Here is a 17,527-nt window from a genome sequence, read left to right as displayed (position 1 = left end):
TCGGTGAACGAATTCATAAGGGCCGATAAACCCGTCGGCCGGAATGATCAGAATAAATGCGGGCCGTCGTCGGCCCGCATTACGGAATCCCGGGAATTGGTTCCGCCCTGAGAGGAATCCCACATCACATCGTCATCACAAAGCCGTTGATTCGTCGGGGTTCGCTCCTCACTCGCTGTAACGTCGATTGGGTGCGTACCGAACGGAAGCTCACCCGTCTGGACCGGGTGTTCGCAAGACTGGACCGGGAGCCCGAGCGCCCGGTCCTGCTCGATGTGCCGAAGATGAGCCGGCACAGGATTGCGTTGCTCGCCGGCACCCTCGCGTTCTATGTGGCGATCGTGTGGGCCGTGCTGATCACCTCCTGGCTCGTCCGGCTCGACTGGCAGGTCATGTTCTTCCGGCCCTACCAGCAGTGGCCGGAGCTCCACGCGTTCGTCGACTACTACGTGGTGCTGGGCCAGCGCGGCCCCACCGCCGTGATGGTCGCGGCCTGGCTGGGCTGGCGCTCCTGGCGCCAGCACACACTGCGGCCGCTGCTCGCGCTCGCCGTCTCCCTGCTGCTGCTGAACGTCACGGTCGGCGCCGCCAAGATCGGCATGGGCCGGCTGGGACCGCACTACGCGACCACGATCGGCTCGAACGAGATGTGGGCCGGCGGCGATATATTTCCGAGCGGTCACACCGCCAACGCCGTGGTGACCTGGGGAATCCTGGCCTATCTGGCCTCCACGCCCCGGGCCCGCCGCTGGCTGTCCGCTCTCTCGGCGGTCGTCTCGCTCGGCGTCGGGATGTCCACGGTCTACATCGGTACGCACTGGCTGAGCGACGTGCTCCTGGGGTGGGCCGCCGGTCTGCTGATCCTGCTGGCGCTGCCGTGGTTCGAGCCGCTGATCGCCCGCTCCGAGTCCTGGATCCTGGCCCTGCGGGACCGCGGATTCGCCCGGCTGCGCGGCGCGGCGCCGGCGAGACGGCCGGCCGGCGGCCCGGTGGTGTTTCCCCCGCCGGCCTCGGACCGGGCGGACGCCCCGGCCTGCGAGCCGGTGCCGGCGACCCGTGCCCGGACCCCGGCGTACCTGGCTCCGGGACCGCACACGACGCGTGCGGAGCGCACGCCGGTCACCCCGGCCGGCAGCCGTCGCCCGCAGCACGGCGACCGCCACCCGCGCAACTCCTCCCCCACCGCCCGGCACACGACCGGCTGATCCTCCTCGCGGTGCGGGCCCCGGTACGTCCGGTACGCACAGCCCGCCCCGCACCCGCACCCGCACGACGGCCCCGGCGCCCCTTCGGCGAGCCGGGGCCGTCGTCGTGTCAGCCCTTCCAGGCGCGGGCCACCCGGCCGTCCTTCACCTCGAAGTTCAGCCGGCCCACGCGGTACTCCATGGTGATGATCGCTCCCGGTGGCAGGGCCCGGACGGTCGCCCAGCCGCGCTCGCGCGCGAGCCGTTCCGCCGTGTCGGAAGCGAGGCCGACGTATGCGTCCGGGCTGTCCTGGGGTTCGGATGGGGGTGTCGGAATCGGCGCCATGCCGCCACGCTATGCGCTGCTCCGCGGCCGGGGAAGCCCGCTCCGGTAACAGGGGCGCGGAAGCCCGTCCCGTCACGCTTCTGTCACAGGTGCGCGACAGGCTTTGGCCGAAATCCGCTCACTCGGACGGGCGGTTCCTCGTGCGGGGGACGCCCTTCCCGCGGGGGCGGGAGAGAAATTCCCACCGGGGTGCGAACGGCTTTCGAAAGGCCGGGCGAAACGGCCGCGCAAAACGCCGACGAGTCATTCCGCGGGTTCCGGGCGAAGGGCACCCGGGATCGGGGTATTCACAGAAAGCACATCTTCGGATCGCACGATCTCCACACCGGATCACGGCACTTCCGGCGCCTGCGGCCCCTGCGGTTCCTCCGGCGCGCCCGGGTCCTCCGGTGCACCCGGGTCCGACCGGGCCAGCGCGCGGGCCAACCGGTCGCGGGCCGTCCTGACCGCCCCGGTCAGCTCGGCCGGCTCCACCACCTCGAACTCGAAGCCGAGCATCATCACGTGGAGGACCATGACGTCCAGGGTCGCCGCGCCGGTGCGCAGCAGGCAGCTGCGCGGCCCCTCGGGCTCCAGCACGCCCGCGGAGGGCGAGATCCCCTCCATGGCCTCCTGAAGGGGAACGAGCAGGCGCACGACGGCGTGCTCGGCGTACACGCGGGTGGACACGCCCCGGGAGACGTAGGCGGCAAGGTCCTCGGCGGGCGGCTCGCGCGGGGTGAAGCGCGGCCCGTGCGGTGGCTTGGGGGTGATGCGGTCCACCCGGAAGGTGCGCCAGTCCGCGCGGTCGAGGTCGAAGGCGACGAGGTACCAGCGGCGCTCGCTGCACACCAGCCGGTACGGCTCGACCGTGCGCCGGGACTCCGCGCCGTCGTGTCCCCGGTAGGCGAACCGCAGCCGCTCGGCGTCCCGGCACAGGTGGGCCAGTTCGGTGAGGAGGGCCGGGTCCACGGCGGAGGACCGCGGCTCGCGCAGCATCGGCACCGTGAAGGCGGTGAGCGCGCCCACCCGGCGGCGCAGCCGGTGCGGCAGCACCTGCTCGAGCTTGGCCAGGGCCCGCACGGAGGTCTCCCCGATGCCCTCGACGGCCTGCCCGGCGGCCGTGCGCAGTCCGACCGCGACGGCGACGGCCTCGTCGTCGTCCAGCAGCAGCGGCGGCAGTTCGGCGCCCGCGCCCAGCTGGTAGCCGCCGCCGGTGCCGGGGCTGGCGTTGACCGGGTAGCCCAGCTCGCGCAGCCGGTCCACGTCCCGGCGGACGGTGCGCGCGGAGACGCCCAGGCGTTCGGCCAGCTCGGTGCCGGACCATTCGCGGTGGGCCTGGAGGAGGGAGAGCAGGCGCAGGAGCCGTGCCGAGGTCTCGAGCATGAACCGAGTCTGCCAGTCGTCGCGGACAGGTTCTGTCCGCGATGGACTTCCGGCTCCGGCAGTCCACGAGCCGGCGGCCTGGACGGCCCGCTCCCATGGGGGAGGACCCGCCCCCGGCAGGACCCGCCCACGCGCCCCCTGCGGGCGTCAGGACGCCGGGCCGGTCACGGACACCGACAGGTCGTTGTCCCGTGTGTAGTACGGCCGGGCCTCCACGGGGCCGGACGGGGTGTCCACGCGCGCGGTGGGGAAGGTGAGGACCGGCTGCTTGTCGGCGACGTCGTCCAGCAGCCGGGCGACCCGTACCCGCTCGCCGCCGGCACCGGCGGGCCTGACCCACAGGTCCCACACGCCCGGCGCCAGGTCGCCGTACTCCACGGTGCAGCGGAACTCCGTCCGGTCGGCGACCACGTCGGCCCGGCGGACGCCGCCCGTGCCCGTGCCGGGCCGGACGTGCAGTTCGGCGTGGGCCCCGGCGCCGGGCTCGGCGCCGTAGAGCCGGCCGCGCACGGTCAGGCCGGTGGCGCCCGCCCGTACCTCGACGGCCTCGGCGTGCGGTGCCCGCAGCCAGGACCGGACGGTGAGGTTGCCCTGCCGGGTGGCGTACGGGATGCGGACGGCGACGTGGCCGAGCAGTCCGCCGGGGGTGCGATCGGCCAGGGAGCGCAGGTCGGTGGCGCCCGGCACCAGGCGGCGCGGTTCGTCGTCGGCCACGCGCGCGTAGGCGTCCCAGCGGCCCTCGGGCAGGGCGACGGTGCTGGGCAGGGCGGCGCGCAGCCGGTCCTGTGCGACCGGGGCCAGGGGCAGGCCGACCTCGTCGTCGCCGCCGCGGCGGCGCAGCAGCAGATGCGCCACGCCTGCGTTCCCGGGCGCGGCCACGTCGAAGGTCAGTCCGCCCGCGGAGTCGGCGATGCAGTCGGCGCGCAGCGGTGCGGCCTGCCGGGCCGGCGACGTCATGCGGTGCGGTTCCTCCCTGAGGTGTTCGTCGTCCGGTGAGACCCGGAACGCGGTCTTCTGGTTGCCTTCGGGGCGGTTGCGATGCGGTCACGGCTCGTAGGCCAGCAGCGGGACCTCGAAGCAGGTGCGGTTCATGTCGCCCTGGGAGACCCAGCCCCGCCCGTCCTTCCAGCGGGCCACCGACAGACAGGCCCGGCGCTGCTCCGGCGGCTCGGGGAGCCGGGCGAACTCCACCGGGAGCAGCAGGCCCCCGGCGGTGTAGCCGTCGCCGCGGTCGACGTGGGCGTCGACGCACGCGCGCGTGATGCCCGTCGCGGCGCAGGAGCGGGCGGCGTCGGCGAACCAGCGGGCGGCGGCCCAGCCCTCCAGCTGCCACTGGGAGTGCGTCTTCAGTCCCTCCGTGGCCGCGCGGAACTCCCGTACGGCCGGATGCCCGGTGTCGTCGAAGTTGCGGCTCGCCCCGGTCGCCCAGAGGGCGTTGCGGCAGCGCGGGGCGTTCCGGTAGTCCTCGGCGACGGCGGAGGTCCAGTTCTGCACGTTGGTGACCTTGGCGAGGACGTCCGCGCCGACCTGGTCCATGGCCTCGCACAGCCGGGCGTTGCCGTGCCGGTCGATGGCGTCGAACACCAGGTCGGCGCCCTGTTCCTTGAGGTCGGCGGCGACGGCCCGGAAGTTGGGCAGCGCGAAGTCGACCTGCGCGGTCACCACCCGGTAGCCCTCGGCGTTCAGGCCCCGCTCGACGAGCCGGGCGTAGGCGGCGGACGCGGACTGGTTGTAGGAGACGACGGCGGCGGTGCGGGCGCCGTGCTCGCGCTTGAAGTAGCGGTAGACCTCGGTGCCGCCGTACAGCTTCCCGTCCCAGCCCGGCGTGCCCCGCCGCGGCGCCAGGCTGCCGTAGATGCCGTACAGGTGCGGCCAGGTGTCGTAGGCGGGCCCGATGGGCTGGCCGCCGATGTCGGGCACGCCCGCGCGGGAGACGCGGGAGGCGCCGGCGTAGTCGAGGACGGTGGTCGCGACCAGCGCGACGACGTTCTTCTCGTCCACCAGTTCGTGCACGCACTCCTGGTTGCCGACGCCGCTGCCGCCGTCGTCGCACCGGTGCACCTCGACGCGGCGGCCGTCGATGCCGCCGCGCGCGTTGAGCCGGTCGACATAGGCCTGCGCGCCGTCGCGCGGCCCGGTGAACGCGTCGCCGCCCACCGGGCTGGTGGCGCTCGTGATGATGCCGACGCGGACCGGCCCGGCCTCGGTGCGGCCGGGCGCGGGCGTGCGGTCGTCGCGCTGGAAGTCGCCCTCGGGCAGGCGGCTGCCGCACGCCGCGCTCACGGCGAGCAGCAGCACGGCGGCGACGGCCTCAGCAACCCGGAATCGGTGACGCCGCCCCATTGCCGCTCATCTGCACCAGTGCGCACAGCGTCTTGGCGGACACCTTCCAGGTGCCGTCCTGTTCGACGGCGGTACCGGAGGCGTCGGGCAGGACGGTGGCGCCCTTCAGGGTCAGGTCGTACGTCACGTTCGCCTCGGTCGGCGAGGTGAACTCCACGCGGGTGACGTCGGCCTGGACCTGGCCGCCGCGTTCGTCGCCGCTGAACGCCTGGAGCACGGGCGCCATCCGCTCGCCGTTCTCCAGCACGGTCTGCTTGTCCTCCAGAGAGGTCTTCGGGTCGAAGAACTTCTGCCAGTTCTCCCTGATCTCCTGCTCGGCCGCGGCCCGGTCCGCGGGCGCGCTGGCCGGCGCGCTCGTCGTGGGCCGTTCGGCGGTCGGGGTCGGAGGCGGGCTGGTGCCTCCGCCGCCGTCGTCGTCACTGCACGCCGCGAGGGCGGGACCGAGGACCAGGACCAGGGCCGCGGCCAGCGCCGTGCCCCGCCCCGCGTTCCTCCGCCCGGGGAAGGTGCCGAGAACCATCTGGCTCACCCCACCGGATGTCGGTCCGGGCCATCCGCGCCCGGTGCTTTCAGGGTCAGCTTCCGCAGGGCATAGTGCAAGCCATCGGCGAGCTTGGACAGACGGACCGGAGACAGCCGCGGCGGCCCGAGGGCGGCCGGAGGGAGCCAGCGATGCGGACAGCCCGACCGGGGAGGGTGCATCCCGTCCTGTGGGCCGGCTGGGCCGCGCTCGCGGCGGGGGCCGTCCTGTGCGTCCTGGGCTGGTACGGCGTCTCCGGCGAGCGGTTCGCCGAGCGGCAGCTGCCCTACCTGGCGTCCTGCACGGTGCCCGGGGCCGCGCTGATCGTCGCCGGGGCGGTACTGCTCACGCACGGCCGTGCCACCGTCGCCGCCACGCGCGTGGAGGAGCTGTACGCCCTGCTGGTGGAGGCCGAGCCCGCCGACGTCGACGCCTCGGGGCGGGCGGCGGGCACGCCGGTCGCGGTCAGCGGGGAGCTGCGGGCGGTGCCGGGCGGGACGCTGTTCCACCGGGCCGACTGCCCGCTCGTCGCCGGGAAGCCGGAGGCGGTGCCGGTGGACGCCGGCCTGCCGGGCGGCGGTGAACTGGACCCCTGCCCGATCTGCGCGCCCGGCGACGCCACCGGCTGATGGGGTCGCTGACGTACGACCTCACCCTGGCCGGCCTGGCGGTCGGCAGCGCCGCCGCCCTCACCGGGATCGGCCTGATCGTGACGTACCGGGCGACGGGCGTGCTGAACTTCGCGCACGGCGCGATCGCGATGGTGTGCGCCTACGTGCTGCGGCAGCTGGTGGTCGAGTGGGGCTGGCCGCTGTGGCCGGCCGCCGCGCTGACGCTGCTGGTGCTGGCGCCGGGCGTCGGACTGGTCCTGGAGCGGTTCGTCTTCCGGCCGCTGTCGGTGCTCGGCAGCGGTCCGGCGCAGACGCTGGTGGCCTCGCTCGGGGTGTTCGTGCTGCTGGTGGGCGGGGCGGTGCTGCTGTGGGGGCAGGGCGCCCGGGACGACGCGCCGGAACTCCTCCCGCGCGAGCCGTGGGTCCAGCTGGGAGTGGTGCTGACGCTGGCCGCGGCGGTGGGGGCGGTGAGCCGCTTCGGACGGTTCGGGCGAGAGCTGCGGGCGGTGGTCGACGACCGGCGGCTCGCGGTGCTGAGCGGCATCGACGCGGACCGGGTCGCGGCGGCGGGGTGGGCGTTCGGCTCGTTCACGGCGGGTGTGACGGGGGTGCTGCTGGCGCCGTACGTGCGGCTGGACCCGTACGGGCTGCCGCTGCTGGTGATGGAGGTGGTGGCGGTCGCGGTGGCCGCGCGGATGCGCAGCCTGCCGGTCGCGGTGCTGGTGGCGCTCGCCGTCGGGGTGACGCAGAGCCAGCTGACGCGGCTGCACCCGGCCGGCTGGGCCGAGCCGCTGGTGCAGGCGCTGGGGGCGAACCTGTTCGTGGTGACGCTGCTGGTCGCCGCCCTGGTGCTGCCCGGCGTCGGCACGCGCGACGCGCTGCCGCGACCGGCCACGGCGCGCGTGCCGACGCCGGCGGGCGTCTGGGCCGTCGCCGCCGTCCTGTTCCTGCTCCCCCTCGGCTTCGCGGGCCCGGACCTGCACACGGCGGTCCAGGTCCCGGCGCTGGCCGTCGTCCTGCTGTCGCTGGTGGTCGTCACCGGACGCGGCGGCCAGATCTCCCTGGGCCAGGCGGCGTACGCGGGGCTCGGCGCCCTGTTCACGGCCCTGCTGGCGGCGGGCCGCTTCCCGGGCCTGCCCCGGCTGCCGGAGCTGGCGGCGCTCGCGGTGGCGGTCGCCCTGGTCGCTCCGCTCGGCCTGCTCACCGGCTGGCCGGCGATCGGGCGCCGGGGCCTGGCGCTGGCGCTGGCGACGTTCGCGGTCGGCGTCGGGGTCAGCCGGTTCGTCTTCGCCCAGCCGTACGCCACCGCCGGGCTGTCGCTCGGCCGCCCGGCGGGCTTCGCCGGGGACCGCGCCTACTACGTCCTGGAACTCGCCCTCCTCGGGCTCGCCCTGCTGGGGACGGCGGCGCTGCGCCGGGGCCGCGTCGGCCGCGCCCTGGCGGCGATGCGGGACCACGAGCCGGGCGCGGCGGCCGCGGGCGTCCCGGTGCCCGCGATGAAGCTCCTGGCGTTCGTCGCGGGCGCCGCGCTGGCCGCGCTCGGCGGCGCCATGCTCGGCATGGGGCTGCGCGCCTTCGACCCGGCGGCGTACGACCCCGTGCGCGGCCTGCTCTGGTTCGCCGCGGTCGTCGTCCTCGGCGCCGACAGCACCCTGGGCGCCCTGCTGGGTGCGGCGCTGCTCGTGGGGCTCGACGCGGGGGCCCGCGGCGGGGTGGCGGCGGCCCTGATCGGCGTCCTGGCCGTCCTGCTCGGCCGCTTCCCGGGCGGCCCCTACGAGGCCCTGCGCACGGCGGCGCAGCGACTCCGACTGCGCCACCGGACGACCCTGACACCGCGGGGCGCGCGGACGCGGGCGAGAATCCACCCACCCCACCCCCACCGCACGACCCAGCCGGTCCCATCAGGCCTGACGGCGACGGGAACGGGCGTCCCGGGGCCCGGGACCGGGCGGGGTGGGGGGTTGCAGAGGGGCGTGGGGCCGAGGGCTTCACGACAGAAGGGCGTGAGGCCGAGGGGTGCACGGCGGACGGGCGTGGAGCCGAGCGGTGCACGGCGGACGGGCGTGGAGCCGGGCGATGCACGGCAGGCGGGCGTGGAGCCGAGGGGCACGGACGCCGAGCCGGCGGCCGGTGCGGAGCACGCGGACGCAACCACCGGCGGCGGTCGCCGTGGCACAGGCACCCAGGCGCCGCCCGGTGCGGAGAACCGGAGCAGGGCCGCCACAACCAGTGAGCGGGAGGCCGGGCCACGCGGCACGGCCGCCGAGCCCGCCCCCGCCGCGGACGGCGACCGGGACGGTGCCGCGCGCGGCGGCGGGGCGGCGCGGGGTGCCGGGGGCCTCGCGAGCGCCGGGGGCGGTGCGGCGCCCTCGGCTGCGGTGGCGTCGGCGGTCCGTCCCGGTGACCCGGTGCTCGCCGCACGGCGACTGCACGTCCGCTACGGCGGCTTCGCCGCGCTCGACGGGGTCGGGTTCGATGTGCCCGCGGGACGGATCACCGCGGTGGTCGGGCCCAACGGGGCCGGGAAGAGCACGCTGTTCCACTGTCTGGCCGGCACCCTGCGGCCGACGCGCGGCGAGGTCCGCCTCGACGGGCGGGACATCACGCGGCTGCCCGCCCACGCCCGCACCCGACTCGGCATCGCCCGGACCTTCCAGCAGCTGGCCGTCTTCCCGACGCTGACCGTCACCGACAACGTCCGCGTCGGCGCCGAACAGGGGCGGGTCACCGACCCGGAGGCGGTGGAGCGCACGCTCCGGCTGCTCGGCCTGGACGGGCCGGCCCGGGCGCTGCCCGCGGCGGGGCTGCCGACGGGGACGCTGCGCCGCGTCGAACTGGCCCGTGCCCTGGCGGGCTCCCCGCGCGTGCTGCTGCTCGACGAGCCGGCCGCCGGGCTGGACGGCGCCGAAGTGGCCGCGCTGGCCAGGGTGCTGCGGGCGCTGGCCGCCGACGGCACGGCCCTGCTGGTCGTCGAGCACGACCTCGACCTCGTCGCCGGCCTCGCCGACGTGGTGCACCTGATGACGGCCGGCCGCATCGTCGCCTCGGGCCCGCCCGGGGACGTCCTCGGCGCGGCGGTCACGGGAGCCGGCCCGTGACCGCCCTCGCCCTGCGCCACGCGCGCGTGCGCTACGGCGCGCTGGAGGCCCTGCACGGCGTCAGCGTCACCGCGCCCGGCCCCGGCCTCACCGTCCTGCTCGGCCGCAACGGCTCCGGGCGGACGACCGCCCTGCACGCGATGGCCGGAATCGTGCCCCTGTCCGGCGGCGCGGTGGTGTGGGACGGCGAGGACATCACCCGCGTACCGGCGTACGAGCGTGCCCGGCGGGGACTGTGCCTGGTGCCGGAGCGGCGCGCGGTGTTCGCCTCACTCACCGTGCGCGAGAACCTCGGCCTCGCCGCCGCCGACCCCGCCCCCGCACTCGACGCCTATCCGCAGCTCGTGCCCCTGCTCGACCGCCGGGCCGGCACCCTCTCCGGCGGCGAGCAGCGGATGCTGGCGCTGTCGAGGGCGCTGCTGGCACGCGCGCGCGTGGTGCTCGTCGACGAGCCCGCACAGGGCATGTCGCCCGCCGTCGCGGCCCGCACCTACGAGGTGCTGGGCGCCCTCGACGCCTGTGTCGTCGTCGCCGAGCAGCGGCTGCCGGCCGCCCTGCACCGCGGGACGGTCCTGGTGCACGAGTTGCGCCGCGGCGCGGTGGTCTTCAGCGGCGAGGCGTCCGAACTGCGGGGCCGCTGAGAGGCCCTCCGGGACAGCCGACGCAGACCGCCGTCCCCCTCTGGCCGACCGCCGTCCCCCTCTGGCCGACCGTCGCCCCCCTCGGGCCGAGCCGTCGCCCCTGTCCGGGCGGGCCGTCGTCCCCCCTCCAGCCGAGCCGTCGTCCCCCCTCCGGCCGAGCCGCAGGGCCCCGCCCGGTCGGTGCGGACCGGACGGGGCTCGTCCGCGGTGCCGCGGTGCCGGGGCGCGGCTCAGAGTTCCAGGCGCTGCCCGGGCACGATCACGTCGGGATCGGAGCCGATGACGGCCCGGTTGACGGCGTACAGGCGCTGCCAGGTGGTGCCGTGCCGGGCGGCGATGCCGCTCAGCGTGTCGCCCTCGCGGACGATGTGGTCGCCGCGGGAGGAGCCGCGGTCGGTGTGGCCGGCCTGCCGCGTCGGTGCCGTGGCCGTCGCCTTCGGGCCGGCGGGCGTCCGCGGCCGCTCGGGCCCGGCCGCCCGCGCGGACGAGGCCGCCCCGGCGGACGGGGCGTCTCCGTACGCGCCCGCCCGCTGCGAACAGGTGGGCCACGCGCCCCAGCCCTGCGCCCGCTGCACCTTGGCGGCCACGGCGATCTGCTGCGCCTTGGTCGCCTTGTCGGCGGTCGGCGCGTAGGCGGTGCCGCCGTAGGCGCGCCAGGTCGAGGCGGCGAACTGGAGCCCGCCGTAGTAGCCGTTGCCGGTGTTGATGTGCCAGTTGCCGCCGCTCTCGCACCGGGCGATGCGGTCCCACACCCCTCCGTCGGCCGCGGCGGCCTGGCCGGCCCCGGTCAGCAGCCCCAGCGGTGCGAGCAGGACGGCGCCGGCCAGGGCGGCCGCCGTGCGCCTCCCGCGGGCGCCGGCGCGCGGGGCGGTCGGCGTGGTGGGCGTGGTGGGCGTGGTATCGGCACACTCGGACATGTGGGTCCCTCTCGACACACCCGGGGTCCCCCGGACGGGACGCGCTCCCCGCGCACCCGACGCGGTTCGCCGCGCTCCGCCCCGTCCGCCCGGGGAGGACCCCGTCGCAGGCCCGTCGTACGGGCCCGTGACGCGGCCGGGGTGGTGCGGTCGGCGGACGTACCCGAGCGGTGCTCGTTGCACACGGCGGAGGAATGTAGGGAGCACCGCCGAGGAGGATCAACCAACGCCTCGACACCGCAGGCCAGTTCGTCGTTACCGGAGGTATCGGCGATTTTCGGTCACCCACTTCATTCGCGGATTTCCTGATTTGTCGACCACCGGCACCGCCCGCCTGTGACCCACTTCACCGGATCAACCGCCGTACACCGACGCGCACTTGACGGTGAGTACGCGATTCCGCCCGACAGGTGACCGTGCGCGTCGGATGGTGCGATTCCGTTCGCCGTGGTGCGTGACTCCCGCCACAGCACGGCCGTTGTCCTTTCATGAGCCGGGGACCCACCCGGACCACGGGCCGGGAGCCACCCGGCCTCGCCACGCACCGCATCCCGAGGGAGCCACCCGTGCCGCGCATGCTCGACGTCAGCGACGAGGTACGCGCCGAGATCGGCGACGAAGAAGCCGACCGGCTGCTCGCCGGAGAGACCGCCCCGGGCAGTTACGACTGCACGTCCTGCCGCACCCCGGGCGACTCCGAGCAGGAGCGCACCAGCACCGTCCTGTTCATCGGGGACGAGACCGCCGTCCTCGCCTTCGCCCACGCCGGCTGCCTGCCCTCCCAGGTCGTCAAGGTCACCGAGGAGCAGCTCCAGGGAGCCGTGAAGTCCATCAGCGGCGACACCGTGGACCTGGAGCCCGACAAGGTCGTGCCCGAGCAGGCCGTGCTCGGGGTGACCAGCGGACTGGTCCTGATCGCCGGCGAGCTGCACCCCGCCCTGGTCGTGGAGCCGACCTCGCCCATCGCGCGCCCCGGCACGACCGGCGCCAACGGCGACGACTTCCTGCCGCTGCTCGTCGAGCAGGGCTTCACCCCGGCCGCGGACCTCTCCGCCGTACCGCCGGTGCTGCACGGCTGGTCGGTGCTGCTCGCCATGGGCCAGCTGCACGCCGTGCTCCAGCCCGGCCCGGACGGCGGGCAGCCGGTGGCCTGGTGGCAGGCCCACCAGCCCCTCCAGGTCACCGAGGGCTGGCGCACGGCGGCCAACAAGCACCAGCAGGTGCTGATGTACGCGGCGCCCACCGGCTCGATCGGCCGGCAGCCGCGGGAGGACCTGCTGCGGGAGGCGCTGGACAAGGCGGCGGCCAACGGCCGGCTCGTCGCGGCGGCACTGCCGCTGGCCGGCACCTGAGCTCCGGCCGCTTCCGGCACGGGGTAGCTGCTCAGCCGCATCCCTTCGGGCTTCGTGTCGTTTGCACAGATGTGCACGCATACGACGCCTTCCACCGCCAGGTCGGCCCATCGGCCACGCCGATCTACGACGCGCTCTACGCCGAGTACGTCAGGTCCTTCCGTTCGCTGCCGGGTGACCGCAGCGGCGAGGAAGAGCTGGTGTTCACCTCGTTCCGGAGCATCCCACGCGGCAGAGGCGCGTACAGCGCCTACAGCGCGGGGGCCCAGAGCGCCCGGGTCGGCATGCACCACGTTCCGGCGGCACTGCCGCCGGCACCGCGCAGAGGCCTCTGACGCCCCACGGCACGGAGAAGGGCGGTCCCGACCGGGACCGCCCTTTTCGATGCCGACGCCTGCTCGGTGCCGAGGCCTACGTGATCCCGAGGCCTACGTGATCCCGAGGCCTAGGTGATCCCGAGGCCTAGGTGATGCCGACGCCTACTTCTTCTTGGCGCCGCGCTTCTCGCGCACCCGCACCGAGATGTGGATCGGCGTCCCCTCGAAGCCGAACTCCTCACGCAGCCGGCGCTCGATGAAGCGGCGGTAGCCGGCCTCGATGAACCCGGAGGCGAACAGCACGAAGCGCGGCGGCTTGGTGCCGGCCTGGGTGCCGAACAGGATGCGCGGCTGCTTGCCGCCCCGGATCGGGTGCGGGTGGGCCGCGACCAGTTCACCGAGGAAGGCGTTGAGCCGTCCGGTGGGGACACGGGTCTCCCAGCCGGCCAGGGCCGTCTCGATCGCCGGGACCAGCTTCTCCATGTGCCGTCCGGTGCGCGCCGAGACGTTGACCCGCGGCGCCCAGGTGACCTGGCCCAGCTCCGTCTCGATCTCCCGCTCCAGGTAGTAGCGGCGCTCCTCGTCGAGGGTGTCCCACTTGTTGTAGGCGATCACCAGGGCACGGCCCGCCTCGACGGCCATGGTGATGATCCGCTGGTCCTGCACCGAGATGGACTCGGAGGCGTCGATGAGCACGACGGCGACCTCCGCCTTCTCGACGGCGGCGGCGGTGCGCAGCGAGGCGTAGTAGTCGGCGCCCTGCTGGAGGTGGACGCGCTTGCGGATGCCCGCGGTGTCGACGAACTTCCAGGTCGTGCCGCCGAGTTCGATCATCTCGTCGACCGGGTCGCGGGTGGTGCCGGCGAGTTCGTTGACGACGACGCGCTCCTCGCCCGCCACCTTGTTCAGCAGCGAGGACTTGCCGACGTTGGGGCGGCCGATCAGCGCGATGCGGCGCGGGCCGCCGATGCCGCCCCCGCCGAACGTCTCGCGCGGCGCCTCGGGCAGCACGGCGAGGACCTGGTCGAGCATGTCGCCGGTGCCCCGGCCGTGCAGGGCGGAGACCGGGTACGGCTCGCCGAGGCCCAGCGACCACAGGTACGCCGCGTCGGCCTCCCCGCTCGGGCCGTCGACCTTGTTGGCGCACAGCACGACCGGCTTGCCGGCCTTGCGCAGCAGCCGGACGACCGCCTCGTCGGTGTCGGTGGCGCCGACCTTGGCGTCCACGACGAAGACGACCGCGTCGGCCGCCTCGATCGCGTACTCGGCCTGGGCGGCCACGGAGGCGTCGATGCCCAGGACGTCCTGCTCCCAGCCGCCGGTGTCGACGACCTTGAAGCGGCGGCCGGCCCACTCGGCCTCGTAGGTGACGCGGTCGCGGGTGACGCCCGGCTTGTCCTCGACGACCGCCTCGCGGCGGCCGATGATCCGGTTGACCAGGGTCGACTTGCCGACATTGGGGCGGCCGACGACCGCGAGGACCGGCAGCGGGCCGTGTCCGGCCGCCTCGATGGCGCCCTCGACCTCCTCCAGGTCGAAGCCCTCTTCCGCGGCGAGCTCCATGAACTGCGCGTACTCGGCGTCGCCAAGCGCCCCGTGGTCGTGCTCCTCGCCCGAGCCCTCGGAGTGGATGTCGTCGTTCATGAAGTCCGTACCTCGTTCATCGTGGTGATCGGTGGAAAACCCCCGTACTGGGTGATCCACTACTCAAGTGTCGCCCGGCGGCCGGTGAGGCGCCTGGCGTTTTCCAGGTGCGCGGTGAGCTGCTTCTGGATGCGTTCGGTGGCCTCGTCCAGGGCCTTGCGGGTGCGCCGCCCGCTGCTGTCGCCCGCTTCGAAGGGGTCCCCGAAGACGACGTCGATGCGGGAGCGCAGCGGAGGCAGCCCCTTTATCAACCGCCCGCACCGCTCGGAACTTCCCAGGACGGCGACGGGGACGATCGGGGCGCCGCCGCGCACGGCGAAGTACGCCAGCCCGGCGCGCAGCGCGGCGAAGTCGCCCTCGCCGCGGGTGCCCTCCGGGAAGATGCCGAGGACCCCGCCGGCCGCCAGCACGTCCAGCGCCTGCGTGATCGCGCCGCGGTCGGCGGTGCTCCGGTCGACCTTCAGCTGGCCGATCCCGGTGAGGAACGGGTCCAGCGGGCCGACGAACGCCTCCTTCTTGATCAGGAAGTGCGTCGGCCGGGGCGCCACCCCCATGACCATCGGGCCGTCGATGTTGTGGGAGTGGTTGACGGCGAAGATCACCGGGCCACTCGCCGGCACCCGCCAGGCCCCGAGGACGCGCGGACGCCACAGCCCGTACATCAGGCCGACGCCGATGCGCCGTCCGACCTCGGCGCCCCGTTCGGAGGGCGGCTGGGACGGACCGCTCACTTCGCGGCCCGCTTCTCCTCGACGAGGGTCACCACGCACTCGATGACCTGCGCCAGCGTGAGGTCGGTGGTGTCCACCTCGACCGCGTCGCCGGCCTTGGCCAGCGGGGAGGTCTTGCGGCTGGAGTCGGCCGCGTCCCGCTTGATCAGGGCCTCGCGGGTGGCGTTGACGTCGGCGCCCTTCAGCTCCCCGCTGCGGCGGGCGGCGCGGGCCTCCGGGGAGGCCGTGAGGAAGATCTTGAGGTCGGCGTCGGGCAGCACCGTGGTGCCGATGTCCCGGCCCTCGACGACGATGCCGGTCACCGCGGAGGCGGCGATGGCCCGCTGGAGCTCGGTGATCCGGGTCCGGATCTCCGGCACCGCGCTGACCGCGCTGACCTTGGAGGTGACCTCCTGGGTGCGGATCGGGCCGGAGACGTCGACGCCGTCGACGGTGATGGTGGGGCTCGCCGGGTCGGTGCCGGAGAGGATCTCGGGCTTGTCGGCCGCGGCGGCGATGGCCCGGGGGTCGTCGGTGTCGATGCCGTTGGTGACCATCCACCACGTGATCGCCCGGTACTGGGCGCCGGTGTCCAGGTAGCTCAGCCCGAGCTGCGCGGCGACGGCCTTCGAGGTGCTCGACTTGCCCGTGCCGGAGGGGCCGTCGATGGCGACAATGACTGCCGGGGCGGTCCGGGCGGCGCCGTTTTCCACGGGGGGACACCTTCCTGGTGCGGTGTGGTGAGTGGTGTGCGGGACACGAACGCGCCCCGCACCAGGTTACTGGCTCCCCGGAGGCCTTCGGACAGCCGGACGGCCCGGCCCGGATCACTGCCGGATCGACCAGCCCCGTTCCCTCAGGGCGGCCGTCAGCACGGGCGCCGCCTTCGGCTCCACCATCAGCTGCACCAGGCCGGCCTGCTGCCCGGTCGCGTGCTCGATCCGTACGTCCTCGATGTTGACGCCGGCCCGGCCGGCGTCCGCGAAGATGCGGGCCAGCTGTCCGGGCTGGTCGTCGATGAGGACGGCGACCGTCTCGTAGGCCCGCGGGGCGCTGCCGTGCTTGCCGGGGACCCTGACCTGCCCGGCGTTGCCGCGGCGCAGCACGTCCTCGATGCCGGTGACGCCCTCGCGGCGCTTGTCCCCGTCGGCGGACTCCAGGGCCCGCAGGGCGCGCACCGTCTCCTCCAGGTCGGCGGCGACGTCGGTGAGCAGGTCGGCGACCGGGCCGGGGTTGGCGGAGAGGATGTCGATCCACATCCGGGGGTCGGAGGCGGCGATCCGGGTCACGTCGCGGATGCCCTGTCCGCACAGCCGTACGGCGGCCTCCTCGGCGTGCTCCAGGCGGGCGGCGACCATGCTGGAGACCAGGTGGGGCATGTGGGAGACGAGCGCGACGGCCCGGTCGTGGGCGTCGGCGTCCATGACGACCGGCACCGCGCGGCAGTGGGAGACCAGCTCCAGGGCGAGGTTGAGCACCTCGGTGTCGGTGTCCCGGGTCGGGGTGAGCACCCAGGGGCGGCCCTCGAAGAGGTCGCCGGTGGCGGCCAGCGGCCCGGACTTCTCGCGGCCGGACATCGGGTGGGTGCCGATGTACGAGGAGAGGTCGAGTCCGCGCGCCTCCAGCTCCCGGCGGGGACCGCCCTTGACGCTGGCCACGTCGACGTAGCCGCGGGCCAGGCCGCTGCGCAGGGCGTCGGCGAGCACGTCGGCGACATGGGCGGGCGGGGCGGCGACGATCGCGAGGTCGACGGGGCCCGCCGGGGTGTCGTCGGTGCCGGCGCCGAGCGCGGCGGCGGTGCGGGCCTGCTCGGGGTCGTGGTCGGCGAGGTGGACGGTGACGCCCCGCCGGGTCAGGGCCAGGGCGGCGGAGGTGCCGATCAGGCCGGTGCCGATGACGAGTGCGGTTCTCACTGGGCGATGTCCTTGCGCAGGGCCGCGGCGGCGCCGAGGTAGACGTGGGCGATGTCGGAGCGGGGTGTGTCGGACTCGATGTGGGCGAGCACCCGGACGACGCGCGGCATGGCGCCCTCGACGTCCAGTTCCTGGGCGCATATCAGCGGGACGTCGGTGATGCCGAGCCCGCGGGCGGCGGCGGCCGGGAAGTCGCTGTGCAGGTCGGGCGTGGCCGTGAACCAGACGCTGATCAGGTCGTCGCCGGTGAGGCCGTTGCGCTCCAGGAGGGCGGTGAGCAGTGCGGCGACCTGCTCGTTCATATGGCCGGCGTCGTCCCGCTCGAGCTGGACGGCGCCGCGTACCGCTCGTACCGCCACGGCGTTGCTCCTTGCTGACGTGCGTAGCTTCGCTGACGTGCGTAGCTGTCGTGTGCGTCAAGCCTAGTCAGCACGCGCCGGGCCGGTGCGGGGCGCCCGGTCACTGAGACGGCCGGCGGACCGGCACACCCGAGAGCGATTTGCCCGGTTAGCCGGGTTGCTTCCTCTTCGGCGTCTTCGATGCCAAGATGCACACCCCGGTCGGCT

The 17,527-nt window shown here is 74.7% G+C and carries 17 protein-coding genes; 6 read left to right on the top strand and 11 right to left on the bottom strand.

Annotated features, from left to right (window positions below):
* Positions 1-191 precede the first annotated feature (191 nt).
* Entirely contained in the window at positions 192-1,205 is a 1,014-nt protein-coding gene (locus ACZ45Q_RS26865; RefSeq protein WP_468265886.1) for a phosphatase PAP2 family protein, read from the top strand.
* A gap of 109 nt (positions 1,206-1,314) precedes the next feature.
* On the opposite strand, the gene ACZ45Q_RS26860 is transcribed toward ACZ45Q_RS26865, so the two are convergent.
* The 5 genes from ACZ45Q_RS26860 to ACZ45Q_RS26840 form a co-directional block, all read right to left on the bottom strand.
* Positions 1,315-1,530 carry an I78 family peptidase inhibitor gene (locus ACZ45Q_RS26860; protein ID WP_468265884.1) on the bottom strand — a complete coding sequence of 72 codons (216 nt, stop codon included), beginning with the start codon at positions 1,528-1,530 and terminating at the stop codon, positions 1,315-1,317.
* Positions 1,531-1,860: 330 nt separating this feature from the next.
* A complete protein-coding gene (locus ACZ45Q_RS26855; RefSeq protein ID WP_468265882.1) occupies positions 1,861-2,895 on the bottom strand; it encodes a helix-turn-helix transcriptional regulator in 1,035 nt (344 codons plus the stop codon).
* Between the two features lie 147 nt (positions 2,896-3,042).
* The gene (locus tag ACZ45Q_RS26850; RefSeq protein WP_468265880.1) at positions 3,043-3,852 is read right to left on the bottom strand and encodes a hypothetical protein; all 810 of its coding nucleotides are present in this window, start codon (positions 3,850-3,852) and stop codon (positions 3,043-3,045) included.
* Positions 3,853-3,939: 87 nt separating this feature from the next.
* Complete coding sequence (locus ACZ45Q_RS26845) at positions 3,940-5,238, bottom strand: ABC transporter substrate-binding protein (protein WP_468265878.1); 1,299 nt, start codon at positions 5,236-5,238, stop codon at positions 3,940-3,942.
* Positions 5,207-5,758: an MTB12 C-terminal domain-containing protein gene (locus ACZ45Q_RS26840; protein ID WP_468266075.1), complete on the bottom strand. Its 552-nt coding sequence runs from the start codon at positions 5,756-5,758 to the stop codon at positions 5,207-5,209. Before ACZ45Q_RS26840 ends, ACZ45Q_RS26845 begins: the two co-directional genes overlap by 32 nt.
* A 152-nt stretch (positions 5,759-5,910) precedes the next feature.
* Here ACZ45Q_RS26840 and ACZ45Q_RS26835 point away from each other — a divergent pair, with 152 nt between their 5' ends.
* From ACZ45Q_RS26835 to ACZ45Q_RS26825, 3 genes are read left to right on the top strand one after another with little or no spacing between them, the layout of a single operon-like run.
* Positions 5,911-6,387: a hypothetical protein gene (locus ACZ45Q_RS26835; protein ID WP_468265876.1), complete on the top strand. Its 477-nt coding sequence runs from the start codon at positions 5,911-5,913 to the stop codon at positions 6,385-6,387.
* Positions 6,387-9,467: an ABC transporter permease subunit gene (locus ACZ45Q_RS26830; RefSeq protein WP_468265874.1), complete on the top strand. Its 3,081-nt coding sequence runs from the start codon at positions 6,387-6,389 to the stop codon at positions 9,465-9,467. Before ACZ45Q_RS26835 ends, ACZ45Q_RS26830 begins: the two co-directional genes overlap by 1 nt.
* A complete protein-coding gene (locus tag ACZ45Q_RS26825; RefSeq protein WP_468265872.1) occupies positions 9,464-10,108 on the top strand; it encodes an ABC transporter ATP-binding protein in 645 nt (214 codons plus the stop codon). The genes ACZ45Q_RS26830 and ACZ45Q_RS26825 overlap by 4 nt, the downstream gene beginning before the upstream one ends.
* Positions 10,109-10,338: 230 nt before the next feature.
* On the opposite strand, the gene ACZ45Q_RS26820 is transcribed toward ACZ45Q_RS26825, so the two are convergent.
* Positions 10,339-11,025, bottom strand: coding sequence for a LysM peptidoglycan-binding domain-containing protein (locus ACZ45Q_RS26820; RefSeq protein ID WP_468265870.1), 687 nt, complete (start codon positions 11,023-11,025; stop codon positions 10,339-10,341).
* A 566-nt stretch (positions 11,026-11,591) separates the two neighbouring features.
* Here ACZ45Q_RS26820 and ACZ45Q_RS26815 point away from each other — a divergent pair.
* Positions 11,592-12,377: a hypothetical protein gene (locus ACZ45Q_RS26815; protein WP_468265868.1), complete on the top strand. Its 786-nt coding sequence runs from the start codon at positions 11,592-11,594 to the stop codon at positions 12,375-12,377.
* A 71-nt stretch (positions 12,378-12,448) separates the two neighbouring features.
* A complete protein-coding gene (locus tag ACZ45Q_RS26810; protein WP_468265866.1) occupies positions 12,449-12,712 on the top strand; it encodes a hypothetical protein in 264 nt (87 codons plus the stop codon).
* Between the two features lie 144 nt (positions 12,713-12,856).
* Here ACZ45Q_RS26810 and der read toward each other — a convergent pair whose 3' ends face one another.
* The 5 genes from der to aroH form a co-directional block, all read right to left on the bottom strand.
* Positions 12,857-14,338: a ribosome biogenesis GTPase Der gene (gene der / locus ACZ45Q_RS26805; RefSeq protein ID WP_468265864.1), complete on the bottom strand. Its 1,482-nt coding sequence runs from the start codon at positions 14,336-14,338 to the stop codon at positions 12,857-12,859.
* A gap of 59 nt (positions 14,339-14,397) precedes the next feature.
* Positions 14,398-15,108, bottom strand: a complete 711-nt coding sequence (locus tag ACZ45Q_RS26800; RefSeq protein WP_468265862.1) for a lysophospholipid acyltransferase family protein — start codon at positions 15,106-15,108, stop codon at positions 14,398-14,400.
* On the bottom strand, positions 15,066-15,761 hold the full coding sequence (gene cmk / locus ACZ45Q_RS26795; RefSeq protein ID WP_468265860.1) for a (d)CMP kinase: 696 nt from the start codon (positions 15,759-15,761) through the stop codon (positions 15,066-15,068). Before cmk ends, ACZ45Q_RS26800 begins: the two co-directional genes overlap by 43 nt.
* 114 nt (positions 15,762-15,875) lie before the next feature.
* Positions 15,876-16,961 (bottom strand): prephenate dehydrogenase, encoded by a 1,086-nt coding sequence (locus tag ACZ45Q_RS26790; protein WP_468265858.1) that lies wholly within the window; start codon positions 16,959-16,961, stop codon positions 15,876-15,878.
* Positions 16,958-17,320 (bottom strand): chorismate mutase, encoded by a 363-nt coding sequence (gene aroH / locus ACZ45Q_RS26785; RefSeq protein ID WP_468265856.1) that lies wholly within the window; start codon positions 17,318-17,320, stop codon positions 16,958-16,960. The genes ACZ45Q_RS26790 and aroH overlap by 4 nt, the downstream gene beginning before the upstream one ends.
* Between the last annotated feature and the right edge of the window lie 207 nt (positions 17,321-17,527).

Source organism: Streptomyces sp. NPDC031049 (assembly GCF_055571015.1).
The sequence above is the reverse complement of the archived record's forward strand: the minus strand, read 5'-3'. Positions and strand labels throughout refer to the sequence as shown.